This window comes from Paenibacillus sp. 01T47 (assembly GCF_056398245.1).
In genome coordinates, this window is record NZ_JBFTPA010000001.1 from 521,756 (window position 1) to 539,311 (window position 17,556).

The 17,556-nt window shown below is 43.2% G+C and carries 15 protein-coding genes; 8 read left to right on the plus strand and 7 right to left on the minus strand.

What is annotated here, in order from left to right; all coding sequences use genetic code 11:
• Window positions 1–193: 193 nt before the first annotated feature.
• Both AC1DOV_RS02205 and AC1DOV_RS02210 read left to right on the plus strand, forming a co-directional pair.
• Window positions 194–910: an ABC transporter ATP-binding protein gene (locus AC1DOV_RS02205; protein ID WP_441878807.1), complete on the plus strand. Its 717-nt coding sequence runs from the start codon at window positions 194–196 to the stop codon at window positions 908–910.
• Window positions 894–2,501: a hypothetical protein gene (locus AC1DOV_RS02210; protein WP_477549064.1), complete on the plus strand. Its 1,608-nt coding sequence runs from the start codon at window positions 894–896 to the stop codon at window positions 2,499–2,501. Before AC1DOV_RS02205 ends, AC1DOV_RS02210 begins: the two co-directional genes overlap by 17 nt.
• Window positions 2,502–2,639: 138 nt before the next feature.
• On the opposite strand, the gene AC1DOV_RS02215 is transcribed toward AC1DOV_RS02210, so the two are convergent.
• A complete protein-coding gene (locus AC1DOV_RS02215) occupies window positions 2,640–2,843 on the minus strand; it encodes a DUF378 domain-containing protein (RefSeq protein ID WP_477549065.1) in 204 nt (67 codons plus the stop codon).
• 352 nt (window positions 2,844–3,195) lie between these two features.
• Between AC1DOV_RS02215 and AC1DOV_RS02220 the strand changes: the two genes are divergently transcribed.
• Window positions 3,196–3,951, plus strand: a complete 756-nt coding sequence (locus AC1DOV_RS02220) for a YheC/YheD family protein (RefSeq protein ID WP_477549066.1) — start codon at window positions 3,196–3,198, stop codon at window positions 3,949–3,951.
• A 52-nt stretch (window positions 3,952–4,003) separates the two neighbouring features.
• Here AC1DOV_RS02220 and AC1DOV_RS02225 read toward each other — a convergent pair whose 3' ends face one another.
• The 3 genes from AC1DOV_RS02225 to AC1DOV_RS02235 all read right to left on the minus strand — a co-directional run bounded on the left by AC1DOV_RS02225 (window position 4,004) and on the right by AC1DOV_RS02235 (window position 6,959).
• Window positions 4,004–5,116 (minus strand): LysM peptidoglycan-binding domain-containing protein, encoded by a 1,113-nt coding sequence (locus AC1DOV_RS02225; RefSeq protein ID WP_477549067.1) that lies wholly within the window; start codon window positions 5,114–5,116, stop codon window positions 4,004–4,006.
• Between the two features lie 353 nt (window positions 5,117–5,469).
• On the minus strand, window positions 5,470–6,444 hold the full coding sequence (locus AC1DOV_RS02230) for a hypothetical protein (RefSeq protein WP_477549068.1): 975 nt from the start codon (window positions 6,442–6,444) through the stop codon (window positions 5,470–5,472).
• On the minus strand, window positions 6,405–6,959 hold the full coding sequence (locus AC1DOV_RS02235) for an RNA polymerase sigma factor (RefSeq protein ID WP_477549069.1): 555 nt from the start codon (window positions 6,957–6,959) through the stop codon (window positions 6,405–6,407). The genes AC1DOV_RS02230 and AC1DOV_RS02235 overlap by 40 nt, the downstream gene beginning before the upstream one ends.
• Before the next feature lie 354 nt (window positions 6,960–7,313).
• Between AC1DOV_RS02235 and AC1DOV_RS02240 the strand changes: the two genes are divergently transcribed.
• Complete coding sequence (locus AC1DOV_RS02240) at window positions 7,314–8,306, plus strand: ABC transporter substrate-binding protein (protein ID WP_477549070.1); 993 nt, start codon at window positions 7,314–7,316, stop codon at window positions 8,304–8,306.
• 241 nt (window positions 8,307–8,547) lie between these two features.
• On the opposite strand, the gene AC1DOV_RS02245 is transcribed toward AC1DOV_RS02240, so the two are convergent.
• Window positions 8,548–10,131, minus strand: coding sequence for a sensor histidine kinase (locus AC1DOV_RS02245; RefSeq protein ID WP_477549071.1), 1,584 nt, complete (start codon window positions 10,129–10,131; stop codon window positions 8,548–8,550).
• Window positions 10,132–10,326: 195 nt separating this feature from the next.
• Here AC1DOV_RS02245 and AC1DOV_RS02250 point away from each other — a divergent pair, with 195 nt between their 5' ends.
• The 4 genes from AC1DOV_RS02250 to AC1DOV_RS02265 are packed head-to-tail and all read left to right on the plus strand — an operon-like array spanning window position 10,327 to window position 14,003.
• Window positions 10,327–11,394 carry an HD-GYP domain-containing protein gene (locus AC1DOV_RS02250; protein ID WP_477549072.1) on the plus strand — a complete coding sequence of 356 codons (1,068 nt, stop codon included), beginning with the start codon at window positions 10,327–10,329 and terminating at the stop codon, window positions 11,392–11,394.
• Window positions 11,395–11,399: 5 nt separating this feature from the next.
• Window positions 11,400–11,930 (plus strand): heme NO-binding domain-containing protein, encoded by a 531-nt coding sequence (locus tag AC1DOV_RS02255; RefSeq protein WP_339209491.1) that lies wholly within the window; start codon window positions 11,400–11,402, stop codon window positions 11,928–11,930.
• A gap of 8 nt (window positions 11,931–11,938) precedes the next feature.
• Window positions 11,939–13,648, plus strand: coding sequence for a response regulator (locus AC1DOV_RS02260; protein ID WP_477549073.1), 1,710 nt, complete (start codon window positions 11,939–11,941; stop codon window positions 13,646–13,648).
• Window positions 13,641–14,003 carry a response regulator gene (locus AC1DOV_RS02265; protein WP_430055402.1) on the plus strand — a complete coding sequence of 121 codons (363 nt, stop codon included), beginning with the start codon at window positions 13,641–13,643 and terminating at the stop codon, window positions 14,001–14,003. Before AC1DOV_RS02260 ends, AC1DOV_RS02265 begins: the two co-directional genes overlap by 8 nt.
• A 132-nt stretch (window positions 14,004–14,135) precedes the next feature.
• On the opposite strand, the gene AC1DOV_RS02270 is transcribed toward AC1DOV_RS02265, so the two are convergent.
• Both AC1DOV_RS02270 and AC1DOV_RS02275 read right to left on the minus strand, forming a co-directional pair.
• Window positions 14,136–15,743 carry a response regulator transcription factor gene (locus tag AC1DOV_RS02270; protein ID WP_477549074.1) on the minus strand — a complete coding sequence of 536 codons (1,608 nt, stop codon included), beginning with the start codon at window positions 15,741–15,743 and terminating at the stop codon, window positions 14,136–14,138.
• A 15-nt stretch (window positions 15,744–15,758) separates the two neighbouring features.
• A complete protein-coding gene (locus tag AC1DOV_RS02275) occupies window positions 15,759–17,486 on the minus strand; it encodes a sensor histidine kinase (protein ID WP_477510210.1) in 1,728 nt (575 codons plus the stop codon).
• Between the last annotated feature and the right edge of the window lie 70 nt (window positions 17,487–17,556).

Below are 17,556 nucleotides of genomic sequence, written 5' to 3' on the forward strand. Positions count from 1 at the left end.
TATTTTGCAAAGAGGAGCAGTCGGCACTCCCGTCGAAGGGAAGCTGGCTGCTCTTTTTGTGCTTACTCCCTGCAAGTAATTCTATGTATTTACATATCATTTTCCTTCAGCAGCCTTACAATTCGAGACCTTTCGTTCTCATTATCGTACAAAATAGGAGATGAAAAATGTGGGATGAATGGAGGAGCTGTAATTGCGTCTGATTATTGATGATATCGTCAAGCGATTTGAGGATAAACAAGTGCTCCAAGGAGCCGGATTTACTTTTGAGAAAGGAAAAATATATGGTCTGCTCGGTCGAAACGGTGCAGGTAAGACGACGCTATTCGACTGTCTGAGCGGAGAGAAGGACATGGATGGCGGGCAAGTGCTGTTGGAAGTGGATGGCCACACGAGGAAGCTAAGCGAGCAGGATGTCGGATATGTGTACTCGCTGCCGATTCTTCCCGAGTTTCTTACGGGCTATGAGTTTGTGAAGTTTTTTATGGATATTAACAAAGGCAAGCTGCAAATGGATAAGAGCATTGATTATTATTTTGACATGATGAGCATGACAATGGAGGATCGCCATCTGCTGATCAAAGGCTACTCACACGGCATGAAGAATAAGCTGCAAATGCTGCTATTTCTCATAACGAAACCGCCAATAATACTGCTCGATGAGCCGCTTACCTCCTTCGATGTTATTGTTGCTCTGGAAATGAAGAACATGCTGAGGGAGATGAAGAGTGACCACATTCTGATATTCTCTACGCATATTTTGCAATTAGCTTCAGATCTATGCGATGAGCTGGTTGTTTTGAACAAAGGGAAGTTGTCTGCCGTACCGTCAGAGCTGCTGCATAGCGCGGAATTTGAGCAATCCGTCATTAACCTGCTGAAGGATGAAGCCCATGCTGAGAACGCTTAACACGCTGCTGGCTATTCGAACCTCCATTACGGCAAACATGCTCATTTATTATATTCAGAAGCTGCCGCTGCTCGGCAAGCTGGTGCACAATAGCTTCTACGCCAATTTGGGGCTCAAGAAGGCCGTTTCTATTATAGCGCTCATCATTACCCAGCTGTGGGGATTCATGCTTCGATTCGCCTATTTGGGGATACTTATCTACTTGCCTATAGCGGAATTCGTTGTGGGATTGTCTGAGGAAGAAAAGCACCAGCAATTTGTACATATATTTGCAATCATCAGCTTTGTTGTGGCAGCGATCAGCAGCGCGACTGTGCTCGAACCAAAGCGAGAAAAGTACGTAGCGGTGAAGCTGATGAGGTTGTCTGGAAAAAGATATATGCAGGCGTCACTTGCCTATCGTTATACAACCTTTTTGTTATATCTGCTGCCAGCCATGCTTTTGTTCGGATCACTCGCGGGAGTCTCCATATTGCAAGCGGTTTTGCTAACCATTATGGTCACAATGTGGCGAGTTCTTGCGGAGTATGCACATCTCAAGCTTTTTGAGAAAACGGGCATTGTACTGATTAAACAAACAGCTCTCGTATGGATGATTATTTTAATAGGTTATGCCGGCGCGTATTTGCCATTGCTGCTCGGCAAGGTTCCGTTTACGGGTACGTTTCTTCTGAGTCTGCCGGTTAGTATTATCATTATAGCTGTAGGCTTGTTTGCTGTCTTTCAACTGGCTCGTTATACCGGTTATAGTGGAGTGGTTGATGCGGCAACTAAAAGGGATGACCCTCTGCTCGATCTGGGTCGTATGGTGACAGAGTCACAGAAGAAGAGCGTCAAATCAAAGGATAGCGATTATATCATAGACTTAAATGAGCAAGGCAAGTTAGACGGCAAAAAAGGTTATGCGTATTTGAACGCTATATTTTTTCTCCGGCATCGCAGCCTAATCAGCAGCCCGGTTAACAAACGATTAGTTATCGTTGGTGCTTTCGGTGTGGTGGGTGTTCTGCTTACCTTCCTATTCCGAGAGCAGCTGCAGAGTCTAAAATGGAATGCGGGAATGGTATTTCCGTTCTTAGTTCTGATTATGTATTACATGTCCGTTGGAGAGAACATTTGCAAGGCGATGTTTTACAACTGTGATCTTAGCCTAATGCGTTATAGCTTCTATCGCGGCTCAGCTTTTGGTCATTTCCTCATTCGGCTAAAAAAAATGATGGGCTTGAACCTGAGTATTGCCGCTGCTTTTGGGGTGTCACTAACAGCGATTATCGCAGCAGCGGGCGGGGAGTGGCTAAATAGCGAACTGCTTATGCTTTGGATCTGTGTTATTTCGCTTTCCGTGTTTTTCACCATACATCATCTGTTTATGTATTATATTTTTCAACCGTATTCTACAGAGCTGAATGTGAAAAACCCGCTATATTATATAGTGAATATGGGGATATCAGCAGCTAGTGGGGCATGTATCTTTTTGCGAATTCCGATAGTGCCATTTACGGTGAGTATAGCTGTTTTGACGCTGCTTTACTTAGCTGCTGCGCCTGTGCTTGTCCGCAGGTACGGGCCGAGAACGTTTCGAGTGAGATAAGAATGATGATGCTCTTGCTTGCAGAATGAATTTTTAAAAAAGGAGATGCAAGTTTCTCATACATCGTCACAAGATCATAGTAACCATAGGCCACGCCTGGCTTAGCCAGGCGTGGCCTATGGTTACTGCCGTTGTTTGTTAGTCCTCGCTTGTTACCTTTCCAAAAAGGGATAGAGCGTAAAGCGCAGCGACACCGACGACGATATATACAATTCGTGATCCAACCTCTTCTGTTCCCCCAAAAACCTCACTGACGACGTCATACTTGAATAAGCCCACGGATAACCAATTTAAGCCGCCTAGGATGATCAGAATAAGACTAATTACGTTAAGTGCCTTCATCAGAAATAACCTCCTTAATGGGGTTTCCTAACTTTTTTGCTGAAAAGCCTGATGGATGTGCGCTGATTCTTAGTTGTTTACTATAGGATTATGAGTATCTGCCGCATGATATGCCATACAAGCCTCATCCTTTAAACACATGTATCGCATTTTTTACAGTGCTTGACCAAGTTAGAACGGATAGATTTTCTTCGCTTTTCTTCGCACTGCGATGAAGCTGAACGATCATATTAAATTATGGAATCATGCTTCCATTAAAGTGAGCTGCATAGATAATACCACCGACTAGACAAGAGCACGATCAGACAATCATACCTCCTCATATGTTAGGGATAAGGAGGGAATGTACATTATGAACTACAAGAGTACCACGATAAAGAGCAAGTGGACAAAAACGAAATGGCTGCTTAAGAATGCAGATGTAAGAGCGTACGTTCCTAAGACGCTGCGCTTTAACCGAAGGAATCTTAGTATGATCCTTTCTCAATATCCAACTGTCTATTTCAAGCCGACCACTGGTTCAGGCGGCTTTAATATTATACGGATAAAGAAGCAGGGAAATGGTTATCAGATCCAACACAACTCCGAAAAAAATCACTGCTCCACGCTCGACACCCTTTATGGAAAATTGAAAAAGCATGCGAGGAAACGTTCTTATTTGCTGCAAAAAGGCATTCATCTTGCCACTGTGAATGGCAACTCTTTCGACATACGGGTCATGGTACAAAAGACAAACAACGGCATATGGAAGAGCAGTGCGCTCTTCACGAAAATAGGCAAGCGGGGGAAAGTTACAACAAACTATCACCAAGGCGGCCAGATTGGATATTTCCAGAATACACTTTCTCAAGCAGGGTTCAGTTATGCTAGAGTAAAAAGAAAGGAAGCAGAACTGAAGAGGCTTGGCAGATCAGTTGGACGTATATTTGATAGACATGGAAGTAGATTTCGCGAGCTGGGCCTCGACGTCGCCTTGGACAAAACCGGAAATGCTTGGATTCTAGAGGTAAATACGAGACCGCAGTTCTATCCGCTGAAGCATTTAAAGGACAAAAGCATGTATCGACGCATTACATCTTATGCGAAGCAATATGGAAGGAAGAAATAGACAAATAAACGACGCCTCTCGCGAAAGAGGGCGTCGTTTTTCTTTTAGCTAATCATTTAGGGATTTTCAATACCGTGCCGGCTTTTACATTATCAATATCTACGATTTGATTGAAGTCGGCAATAAACATTGCGTATTTGTTTGAGCCATAATAGGTTTTGGAAATGCTGTAAAGCGTCTCACCGTTTTTAACGGTATGATCTACTGTCTCAAAACCTGGAGATACGCCCCATGAGTTATCATCTTCCTCTTTCTTGTAATTTTTAAGAGAAGGAATGATGAGATTGCTGCCTGCTTTCAATCCGGCGTTTTTGTCAATTTTGTTTTCCTGCGCAATGTAACTTACATATTCCGCGGATTTATAAAACATTTTGGATATGCTGGAGAGGGTATCGCCAGCCTGTACCAAATAGGTTGCTGGCAGGGTGATTTTGGAATAATCCTTTGACCCTTGCGAGCTGCCGCCTGTTGATCCAGTGCCAGAGGATAATGTCGGAATAGTTAGCTTATCTCCAGCTTTCATATCATTAATAAACAAAATATGGTTATGCTCTGCAAGCAGTGCATAGTGGTCTTTCGATTGATAAAATTTCTCGGATATTGAGCTTAAGGTGTCGCCTTTTTGAACGATATAGGTAGTTGGAAGCTTTATCGTCTCATTGGAGGAGCCTGTTGTCTTGTCGCTGTCCTTCGGTTCTTGTACAGGCTTTTCCACCTTGTCGGGCTTTTCTGTCACAGCGGGCTTAGAAGTGTCAGGTGTTTTAACGGTCTCTTTGACCGGTGGATTTGGATTATTAGTCTCAACAGGTTTGGAACCCGTATTGGTATCCTGTTTTTCTTCAGTTGGTTCTTGTTTTTCTTCATCGTCTACAGATCCTGCGGGGATAAGCTCGTCTACAATCGTTTCAAGCCCGCCATTTTCATTTTTGCTTGAATTCGAGTTAGCGGTTTCATTATTGAGCGCTTGCTCATTTGATTGCTCTAGCTTATTAGCAACAGCGGATTGCAGGTTGAAATCAACCACACTCAAATATTTGCCGTACAGAACTCCGCAGACTCCAATGAGAATAATGACGATTGCCAAGTAGATGATAAGAGTCGTTTTTTTCAAAGATACAAAGCTGCCTTTTTGACGGTTATTGCTGCGTGTAATTTTCTGATTCAAGCACGTTTTCCCCTTTATTCTCAACTTGATTCTATTTTATCCGACATGTTCCAACATGTGGAATGGGACTAAACAGCCATTTCAACAGTATGCAAAATGCTCCGGATGCAACTCGCATATACTACCAATTTGTGCATAGCGCCAAAAAATGAAGTATTTAATAGAACTTAGCTCAAAAAGACCAGTTTAAATGGCAATATACATACAACAATGGTTATTTTACACTATGCTTCTATACAAGATCTAAACATACGATTCAGTGGAATGAATAGAAAAAAAAGCCGCTCGCCATCCAGTGAATACTGGAGGGAGAACAGCTATTAAACTTGTTTTATTTGACCCTGTCTCTAGCCCTAGATCAAGCCTTTTACGACGAGCTTAAATTGCTCTTCTGTCAGGTCTACATTGCCTGATGCTGTCACCTGATAATATGTTTTTTGCGCTTCGTCATACCATATCGCTTGATAGCTTTGAAAGCCGTGTATACTGCCGCTTGCAAAAATGGTTTCTATGCCGTTTATAGCGACTGTTTCTTGTGTATATTCCGCGGAAAGAGCAACCTCCATGCCGATCATGTCTTTCATGGCTTGGATTCGAATGCTCATGTCGTTTTTCGTGTATTCGAGCTCCGATATATTTGCTTTTGTCCAGTTTACCTCTTCGACGAATAAATCCTGATCCGGTTCCGCAGCAGCCCTTTGTTTGAACAACGCAAGCAATCTAGCGTATTCTTCAGCCAGGGAAGCGTCATGTTCATTCGGAGTGAGCGGCATAACGCTGCCGTACTTGAACGTGAAGCCATCTGGCAAGCTAACTGGCTCCTTAATGACAGGAGCGGAAGTGCGATCGAGAAGCTCCTTAAAATCGTTGTAAGAAGTGTTCGTATTTGTGTTGTGGAGGTACTGTATAGCTAGAGACGAACGATCATTTCTAACGAAGTAGGCCAGCATTTGACCTGGCTTAACTAATTCTAGTACGCGATCTCTATAAGTTGGAAGCGGAGGGTCATTTTGAAGCGTATAAGGTACGATTTTCGATTCAGACTCTAGCACAATGGATTTAATTTTGACATCTCCCGCATGATCACGAATTTGAATCAGCTCACTTGCAGCATAAACGGATGCTGATGTTAGAAGCACAATGAATAGAATCGTGGCGTAGATCGGAAATCGCTTTACTGGGTTGTAGCTTCGGACCTTTATGCCTGATTGCGAAGCAGAAATATGGTTCATTACAGCATCTGATAAATTAATAGTATTGATCTGATGATCAGGTATGGAATGCTGCCTTAAGTCTTTATATTGATCGTCTGATTGTTCTCGTCCCATTTTAGCTCCTCCTGCCATTCCGCCATTTTTTTTCTAACCTTTTCTTTCATTCTGCTTACTCTTTTTTTGGCAGCCTCTGGTTTGCATCCCACAATCTCACCCAGCTCCTCAAAAGTTCGTTCTTCAAAAATGCGAAGAATGAGCATAGATCGATCCTCTGGAGATAATGCAGTCAGTGCATACATTAATTGCGGGCTGAATAATCGGTTGTCTATCGTTTGTTCTGGACTCTCTGCTTTCACTTCCGGAGTAAACAATCGAAGCAGCAGACGAAGCTGGTATTTACGCTTACGCAATAGGTTTAAACAATGACGGTAGGCAATTTTGTACAACCATGAAGAGAAGCTGACCGTGTTCTTATATTGCATAATAGACTCGAACGCTTTTATGAAAATATCTTGGGCTGCATCTTCAGCATCCTGCTGATTTCCAAGTAACCGCAAGCAGTAGCGGTAGATGGCCTGCTGATATTTTTGTACGACCTCGACATAGTAACTCGAATCGCCATTTTGCACCCGTACGATGAATTGCTCAATGGTCTGGTCTTCGATGAAATCTCCTCCCTTCGCGAATGGTGCTTTCTAATCTATATAACACTTGATAACAGTCAATCGGGACATTTAATATTCTCCACAATATAACGTACAGATGACTATGTGTATACATAAAAGGAAGGGAGTCCCAAATGTTAATAGGGTTATAAAACAGCGAGAAAATATACCCAATATATTTCATTGACGCTTCTAATTAATAATGATAATCTTTATCAATAAAAGGGGCGGGTGAGAACTTTTAGCCCAGTATTACTGGGGAAAAGTAAGCTTAGCTGCGTCCGAAAATATAGCTACACATTACTGGGGGATATCATCTTGAAGAAAAACGTATTCATATGCATGAGTATGCTTTTATTTGTATTAGCATTAGCGGCATGCGGGAAGGCAGAAACGAATCCACAAGCAACGTCAAACCTTGAGCAGAACGACGCGGCTTCACAGAATGAGAAGTCATCTAATGAAAGTACGACCGAAACGCGGGTTTATAAACATTTTTTTGGAGAAACGAAGATCCCGGTCAACCCGGAAAAAGTCGTTACACTCCAATATGCCAGCCATATGCTTAAGGTAGGACTTAAACCGATCGGAGCTTCAAGCCATTTGCTTGAAACAACGGATGCGGACTTTAAAGGTATAGAAGACGTTGGAAGCGCAGATCAAATAAACTACGAGAAAATCGTGTCATTGCAGCCTGACTTGATTATTGCTGGTGACATTGAGAAGGAGGTTTATGACAAGCTTACTAAAATAGCTCCAACGGTTGTTGTTCCATGGATGGATTACGATGTATTCGGCCACGTTGAGGTTATAGGAGATATTCTGAATCGTAAGCAGGAAGCAGCAGCATGGAAAACGGATTTCAATGAGAAAATGAAAACAGCAAAAGATGAAATTATCGGTAAAATTGGCGAGGGCAAAACTTTTGCTATTTATAGAGTGGACCCGAAACAATTTTATGTCTATGGCGTTCGCAATATGGGCTTTACGCTTTATAAAGCGCTTGGACTCACACCGCCTGCTCTCGTTCAGAAGGAAATAGAGAAAGACCCGAATTTGTGGGCAGTTCCGATCTCATTGGAGGTGCTTCCGGATTACGACGCTGACTATGTGTTTCTGACTTTGCTTGAGGGAGAGGATACAACTAAGCGTTTGGACGAAATTAAGCAAAGCTCATTGTGGAAAAATCTCTCGGCTGTTAAAGATAAACATATTTACGATATTAGCATGGACACTTGGTTAGGCTACACGCCTCATGATATTGAAGTTCAAATAAAGGAAGCTGTTCAATTTTTGACACAGGATAAGTAGAAGAAGCGAAGGAGGACTAGAAAGGATGAGCTATTGCTCAGCATCAGGCAAGGGATTAGATGACTGTAGAAGGCCGATATGACTAGCAGAGGGCGGGCAATACTTATGTTTGCATGCCTGACCAGCTAGTATTTCGAGAAAAGTATTCAAAAAGAAGCGCCGGAAAAGTCTCGTAAAGAGAACCCGGCGCTTTTTTTCATTTGAATTTTACTTAAATCCGTTATTTGAGCTTTTACGAATTCTAGGCTCGCGAGATTGGAATCCAGCAAATGAAGATGCTTCCCACCCCGGGCTCGCTCTCAACGGAAATATGTCCGCCCATTACGGAACAGAATCGGCTGCTTATGGCAAGCCCAAGCCCAGTACCGCCGTATTTGCGAGTGGTGGAAGCATCGGCTTGGGTGAACGGCTGAAATAATTTGTCCAGCTGCTCAGGGCTCATGCCGATGCCGGAATCTTTGATAAGAAAGCTAAAGCCTGGTTTTCCTTCCTTATCTTCTTCATAGACGTTAAATTGGATAGCTCCATTATGGGTGAATTTACTAGCATTGCTAAGCAAATTTAATAGGATTTGGCGCAGCTTTGTAACATCAGCCATCATTTCACCTCGTACATAGTGAGTCTGCAGCTGGTTGCCATTACTTTCAATAAGCGGCTTTATTGTTGTAATCACATCTTGAATCAAATCATGAACCTGAAACATCTCTTCATGGATTTCCATTTTGCCTTCTTCAATTTTTGAAATGTCCAAAATATCATTAATGAGGGAGAGCAAATGCCTTCCGCTTTTGCCGATTTTGCCTAAATCCTCTACAAACGTCTGCTCACCGAGCTCTTCTGCCTCCTCGATCAGCATCTCACTATAGCCAATGATGGCGTTCAGCGGTGTCCGAAGCTCATGGCTCATATTGGCAAGAAATTGGCTCTTGATCCGATTGGCTTTAATCGCTTCATCATGGGCCTTCTCCAGCTGCGCTGTCCGCTCCTTAACCATCTGCTCCAAGTGTTCGTTAAGCTGCCGCAATTCATGGTTTATTTTTAGAATCTCATCCGACTTATCTTGTATTTCAGAGTCTTTAACAGAGAACTTATTGGAAATATAGATACCAATAAGCGACATGCCTAATGTAAACAGCGTTCCTCCAGAAATGATATAAGCGAGCCACTGCTGATTTAGGATCATCCCAGAATCCGCCCTGTGTAAATGGATATTCTCTATATCAAAATGCGCAGCCATCATGCCAATATAATGCATGCCAACGACTGCAGCTCCCATTAACAATCCACTACCCAGCTTCTTCCACATATGTCCGCGCTTGTTCTCACTGCCTTTACGAAAATAAAATGAAAGCCACAAGGCCGCAACTGAGGCCACAACAGCAATAATAATAGATAACGAGAAATAAATAGGATCGTAGGTGATCTCAATCATCATTGCTTCCATGCCGATGTAATGCATCGTTACTATACCGCTTGCCAGCAATATTCCCCCGCTCAGCAATTGAGGCAGTGAAAGCTGATTTCTACCGACGATATGAAGGGCCAAAAAAGACGCTACTATAGCTACAATAACCGACAGAACAACGGTTGGCATATGATATGCAATGGGAACGGGCAGCGAAAAGGCGAGCATTCCAACAAAATGCATCGACCATATGCCCATACCCATAGCGCAAGCGCCAAATAGGAGCCATAACCATCGTTTTCTATTATGCGTAGTACTTATTCGTCCGACCAAATCAAGCACCGTATAAGAGGCAACGACCGCTACAAGATATGAAAAGATGACCAATACGATATCGTATGTTCCATGAGCATGATTCATTTGCTAACCAACTCCTACTCGGTTCATTATGGCAATGGTTACATTTCGACAAAATATGAGAAATTCCCTTCCTTATCCTATTTTCGAAATCAAAAGCTTAGCAAGAACTCTCTCGATTAATGTCGAATGATGATCTATAATGATAGCAAGTATGGAAAGATTATCTAATAATCAAAGAACAAATGAGGATAAATTATGGATGAGCTATGGATGAAATCCGCAAAGTTTCTGATTGTAGACGATCAGGAATATAATATCAGTCTCCTAGAACGTATATTGTCACGAGCGGGTTATACGAATTTGTTCACGACCACAGATGCAACGCAGCTAGAGACGCTATACCGGGCCAATCAGCCCGATATTATTTTGTTAGATTTACATATGCCTGTTATGGATGGATTATCGGCGCTGCAGCATTTAAGAAAATGGAATCAAGAAGGCGAATATTTGCCGGTTCTTGTCCTAACAGCGGATGTGACACCCGAGGCCAGAACGCGGGTGCTGCATGAAGGCGCCAACGATTTTATTACAAAACCTTTTGATCGGATGGAAGTTGTCCTGCGCATTCAAAACTTTTTGAAGACAAGATATTATCATCTGAAGCTTCAAGAGCAAAACTACAATTTGGAGCAGCGAGTTCGCGAACGCACCAAAGAGATTGAACGGGCCAAAAATGAAATTTTGAACGTACTGGGGCGTACAGCGGAATATCGTGATGATGAGACGGGGCAGCATACGCAGCGAGTGGGTGATATGGCTGGAAGACTTGCAACTGATTTAGGGTTGTCGGCAGAGGAAGCAGCTCTTATTAGACGGGCAGCACCTTTGCATGATATTGGAAAAATCGGAATCTCAGACAGCATTCTGCTGAAGCCGGGAAGATTCTTGCCGGAGGAATTCGAAAAGATGAAGCTGCATACGGAAATTGGCGCCAGCATTTTGGAGGGAAGCCAGTTCCCGGTTCTGCAATTAGCCAAAAGCATCGCGCTATCTCATCATGAGAAATGGAATGGGACAGGTTATCCGAATGGACTTAGCGGAGAAGATATTCCACTTGCCGGTAGAATCGTAGCGATCGCTGACTTCTACGATGCCCTGACACATGAGCGACCGTACAAACGGGCATGGACACAAGAGGAAGCCATTGCTGAAATTAAGCTTCAGAGCGGAGTTCATTTTGATCCTAAGGTCGTAGAGGCCTTTTTGCGTGTAATAGAAAGCAGCAGTGAAGATGAGAGAGAACGAGAGGGTGTTCAGTTGTGAAAGGAATGGTGTTCACATCTTTTTTGGAAATGGTAGAAAACAAGTTTTCCCTGAAGTTGGTAGATGAAATTATTGAAGCTGCAGAGCTGCCTTCAGGAGGAAGCTATACAACGGTTGGCACATATGACCACCATGAGATGATTAAATTGATCGTGGAGCTTAACGCTCGAACCCAGATCCCTGTGCCTGACCTCATTCGAACATTTGGCGAATATTTATTTGGCCAGCTGCTAGATATGCATCCTGACTTTATGGTGGAGAATAGCACCGTATTTGAGTTTTTGCAAAAGGTCGACAGCTATATCCATGTTGAAGTGCGCAAGCTTTATCCTGGAGCGGAGCTTCCAGCGTTTCAATATGACACTTCTATACCGGGTACTTTGATTATGACATACAACTCCTCACGGCCGTTCGCTGATTTGGCTGAAGGACTTATTTTAGGCTGCGTGGCGCATTATGGAGAAGCAATAGATGTGAAAAGAATCGATTTGGCAGATGGAACGTCTGCCCGTTTTGAATTAACCCAAGTGGGGTGAGCCATGCCATGAATGATATAGATGTAGTCCGCAGGCAGCTTGAGCGGGAGAAGAAGGCTCGCCAAGCAGCCGAGAAGATTGCCGAGGAAAAAACTCGTGAGATCTATTATGTTAACCAAGAGCTGAGGCAATTAAATGATCAGCTGGAGGAGCTTGTGAAAGAACGGACGCTTGAGTTGTCGAAAGCTCGCGATGAAGCAGTGGAAGCCAGTCAGATCAAAAGCCAATTTCTTGCGAGCATGAGCCATGAATTGCGGACTCCTCTGAACGCGATTATCGGTTATAGCGAAATGCTGAAGGAAGACATGGAGGAGATGGGCGAACCTGCTCTGGCCGAAGATCTTAACAAGATTAATAATGCCGGCAGGCATTTGCTCACACTCATAAACGATATACTCGACTTGTCCAAAATCGAAGCAGGTAAAATGGAATTATACTTGGAGCAATGTGATATTCCGAGCATTATTCATGACATTGTAACGACTGTGCATCCGCTAATGGAAGTGAATAAGAACCAGATCAAGGTAGAATGCACGGAGGGCTCGATCAAAACCGACATAACAAAGCTCCGTCAAATTCTATTTAATTTGCTCAGCAACGCAAGCAAGTTCACGAAGGATGGAACAGTAACGCTGCAAGTGGAATTTGAGAGTGAGGCGGGACTGCCTGGCATTGTATTCCGGGTACAAGATACTGGCATCGGGATGACTGCGGAGCAGATGGACCAAATTTTCCAAGCGTTTAAACAAGCGGATTCGTCGACAACGAAAAAATATGGCGGTACCGGCTTGGGGCTCGCGATTAGCCAAAGTCTATGCTATATGATGGGAGGCAACATCAGCGCAAGCAGCATAGTAGGCGAAGGCACTACGTTCACTATCTGGCTTCCCCTGCTGGAGAATGCAGATTCTGAACAACTAAGTGCCTTAATACATAGTGATGAAAGCTTTCCCATGGAAGGGGCTAGAACGATTCTCGTCATCGACGATGATCCAGCGATGCTTCGGCTAATGCAGTATTATTTGGGGAATGAGGAGTGGAACGTACAGCTCGCCCCATCCGGGCAAGAGGGTGTCCGCTTAGCGAAGACGCTGAAGCCGGCAGTCATTGCGCTTGATGTGCTCATGCCGGGAATGGACGGTTGGAACGTACTGGCAGCACTCAAGAATGATTCTGAGCTTGCGCACATTCCTGTTGTGATGATTTCCATGATGGACGAGCAGCATTTGGCTTATGCGCTTGGCGCGTCGGAATTTCTAACCAAGCCGATTTATCGGGAGCGATTGATCTCTACATTAGATAAGTATATACCTGAGCGCCAGTCGCATTCTGTGCTGGTCATCGAAGACGATGCGGTGACAAGTGACATGATGACAAAGCTGCTGAAGCGGGAAGGCTATCGCGTGACAAGGGCCGGCAATGGGCATCACGCACTGCAGCGCATGCAAGAGGAAGCGCCTCATTTAATTTTATTAGATCTTATGATGCCGGAAATGGATGGATTTGAGTTTGTTGCGGCGATGCGTGAGCACGAGGAATGGCGATCGATCCCGGTTGTCGTTGTGACAGCAAAAAGTATAACGGAAGAAGATAGACGGAGGCTTAATGGCTGTGTAGAGAACATTGTGCAAAAGGGGCATCTGGATCGCAAGGCTCTCTTGCATGAGGTACGCCATTTGATTGCGCTCTCGCTTGCAGAGGGGGGAGAACATGTATAAAATTTTGTTGGTTGAAGACAACGAGATGAACCGGGATATGTTGTCGCGCCGCTTGATCCGCAAAGGTTATCAAGTGGTCATGGCATCCGATGGCCTGCAAGGGATAGAGATGGCAAAGTCGGAGTCGCCTAATCTCATCTTGATGGATATGAGCTTGCCCGTCATTGACGGCTGGGACGCTACAAGGGAACTGAAGGCAGCTGAGGGGACCAATCATATTCCAATTATCGCCTTGACTGCCCATGCGATGGCAAGTGATCGGGATAAAGCCTTTGAAGCGGGATGCGATGATTTTGATACGAAGCCTATCGAATGGAATAGGCTGCTTGAGAAGATTCAAAGTTTCTTAACATGAGTGTATCTGCCACTTTAATGATATAAAGCTCTCATTGGATGGTTTAAGCTGATAAATCTATTATCTAGATCTATTTTTGCGAGTAAGACACAATTGGCGAAAATAGATCTATATTTTAGATTTATTTTTTTTCTATTTTGTAGATCTATTTTCATTTTGCATTTTCCTAAACTCATTAGGCGTACAGCCGATCTCCTGCTTGAACAGCTTGGTAAAATAAGAGTAGTTCGTGTATCCGGTTTTGCTGGCGATTGTATTGACCGATAAATGTGTGGTTTCGAGCAAATGCTTGGCGGCCTTGATGCGCACTTGAATAATATAATTCCCTAATGAAATGCCCGTTTCTTTCTTAAACAATCGAGCCAAATAATCAGGATTAAGATAGACGGTTTCCGCCAGGCTCGTTCTGGTCAGTTCATCTCCGCAATGGCTGTGAATATGCTGCTTGATTTCTTCTACGACGGACTTGGGCTGCTCCGTGAAATTTCGGTACTCTGTCGCCGTATTCACCAGATACTGAAGATAGTTCTCCATATCCTCTATGGAGTTCAACGATTGCATAAACATTTGGTCATTGGTTCTTCCCGTATACATTTTATGTGCTTGAATTTCTTTGCTCTTGAGATACGCATAAACAAGCTGAACGATATCCAGCCGAAACAAACTCAGCACAGAAGCATTCAGCATTTGCTTTTGGGTGATATTGTGCAAATATGAGCTCGTTTCCGCAAGGAAGGAGCTTGGATTATTTTGCTCCAGCAGCTGCTCCAAAAGCGTTAAGTCAGGGGGTATATAAGAAGTTTCTTGCTGATTGAAATGCTCCAGCAAAAAGGTTTGATTTCGATATTTAATGATCTTCTCATTCATGCTAAGCAAATCCTTCATGACGTGATGGATGGCCTCCAGTTTTCCGGTGCTTGCTATATTGCAGCTTGCATCACATTTGAGAAATGTACTTGCTCTTTGAATGAAGGTAGCGCAAATGTTTTCAATGATTCCGCTGTCGGGAATGTCCTTCCATTTCAGTATCGCCATCCAATTGGACTCCTTGAACTCCAATATCGATTCGACTGTAAAACGTTTATTCTGGAACAGCTCATGCAGCACATTCATAAGCGCAAAATCAAATAGATCCTTGTCTTTTTTTTCTAGGCTTTCCTCGTGAGGAAATACATGAATAAGGACAGGCAGTACCAAGTCTGATAAAGCGTAAGGGAGATTCTGCTCTGCAATCAAATAGGAAATGTTGGAGGGGGTAGAATAGGTTGTTTTCCCCGTCACAAGCTTACGCCAAAAATGCTCCTGTACGTTTTTTTGATTTTTTTGCCAGTAGTAGCCTTCTTGAACCGCCTTGGCGACGCCCTGCTGTTCGTTAGCTTTGAAGATGGCTTTCTGAATAATTAGCGTCAGCTTGTCAAATTCAATTGGTTTTAGAAAATAATCAAAGCTCTGCAGCTCAATCGCTTTTTGCGCGTAGTTGAAATCAGCATAATTGGTCAGAAATATGGTCTGAATATTGTATTTCTCTTCACGAATCCAAGCAAGCAGCTCAAGCCCGCTGCCCTGCGGCATTTCGATGTCGCAAAGTAAAATGTGAATCGGATGCTGCTTGAGCAGCTCCTGCGCGTGGGCGATATTAAAAGCAGTATAGACATGATCAATCGATAATGCCTGCCAATCGACCTTTTTCTCTAGTGCGGTCACAACAAAATAGTCGTCATCTACAAGCAGTACATTCATTTGTTGTTACTCCTTTCACGGTGTATCCTGCGTAGGATGAGGAAGGTATATCGTCACGCAAGCCCCTCCAGCATCAATATTGGAAAAATGAATTTTAGCCTTGCGGTGATATAAGTACTCCAAACGTTGTACTGTGTTCATGATGCCGATGTGATTCCCGTCTGCTTGATCAAGCGGCTGTCCACTTTCAAGCCTTTCCAATATATCCGTGTCAAAACCAGGGCCGGTATCGGATATACGAATAACAGCAACCTCTTCCTCGGATTCCCTTTCCACATCAACATCCAGCCTAATTTGAACCTCCTGTACACGCGAAACAGCATATTTCACTGAATTTTCGATGAAGGTCTGAAGCACAAGCGGCGGAATTCTCATCTTGCCCGTGTCTTGGCCTTGATGAATATGATAGGAGAAGGCATCTCTGTAACGATGTTTTTGAATTTCCAAATAAATGCGAACATGATCAATCTCATCGTCCAGCTTCACGAAATCTTCCCCATTTTGAAAAATATAACGAAAATAGTTGGACGTTGAAATGGCCATGCTTTGAATTTCCTCGAACATTTGCATTTGAGCCATGCTGTGAATGTTGGTTAAGCAGTTCAAAAAAAAGTGAGGCTTGATCTGTAATTTCATATAATCGAGCTGAATCTTTTGTTTTTCAATTTCATGCTCATAAATATCGATTTTGAAAATTCGAATTTGCTCCAGCAGGTTTTTGAACAGTTTATTGGCATATTCCAGCTCAACGATTTTGTTCATCTTGAGATCGAGCGGTTTGCTGTCTTCATTAAACTGCGTCAGGCTGAATGAAAAGTTTTTGAGCGGTCTTAAAATCAGGATATTGAAATATACCATGATGCCGCATAGGGCACAAGCAACAATAGCAGCAAGGAGCATAATGAGCAGCTGGGCAATCATAATTTTCTCAAACGCGCCAAACTTGATGAACATTTTCACGCCAAAGGTTGCGTTTGCAAATGGTTTGCTGACGGTTGTTGTGGTCTGGATCATGCCTAGCAGCGTTTTCTTTTGCTCGTTGTTACGGACCTCAGTGCCCTTATCCCTCGACAGATTATTGATGACATTGCCGGTATGATCTATTAAGGATACAAACCCGTTGCCGCCAAGATCCATTTGCTGAAGCGGACCAATCAGTTCATCAGCCGAAATGAGACAAATCAGGTAGCTTTCATGAAATGGCACGATATTAATGATAAAATATTTCGCATTCAGCTGGATAAGCGACCAGTTGGAATAATAGGTTTCAAGCGAATTTTTATCTTGTACATAGGATGCGATTTGTTTTTTTAACGATAAATAATCGGGGTACAACACATTGGTTGGTGAGGAATTTAAAAAGTATTTTTGATCTTCTAAATAGATGAAGAAATTATACTTTTTCTCGTAATTTTTTTGGAGCTCGGAGAAACGCCTGTACAGTTCTGTATTTGCTTTAATAAATTCGTTATCGGTGGAGCGAAATTGCTTCATCTTTTTTACGTTTTCATCGTTTGCGAGCGTCCAGCCCATGTATTGATTAATATTGGAGAAATCAAGATTGATTTGATTAATGTACATATTCGCGGTGTTTTGCAAATACCGTGTCGTTTGCTGCTTGACCATGGAAATAGCGACGATACTAATAATGCAATCCAGTACTAATACAGAGACTAAAATCAAGAGCATCACTTTTACGTAGTGCCTAATCGGATAGGATTTGCCGGGTTTGCGTTTTGTCATAGGTCTCATTAGCTTCCTCTCTTTTCGGGCTTTCTGTCTGCTAGTAAAACCAATTATAATGCAAACGCAG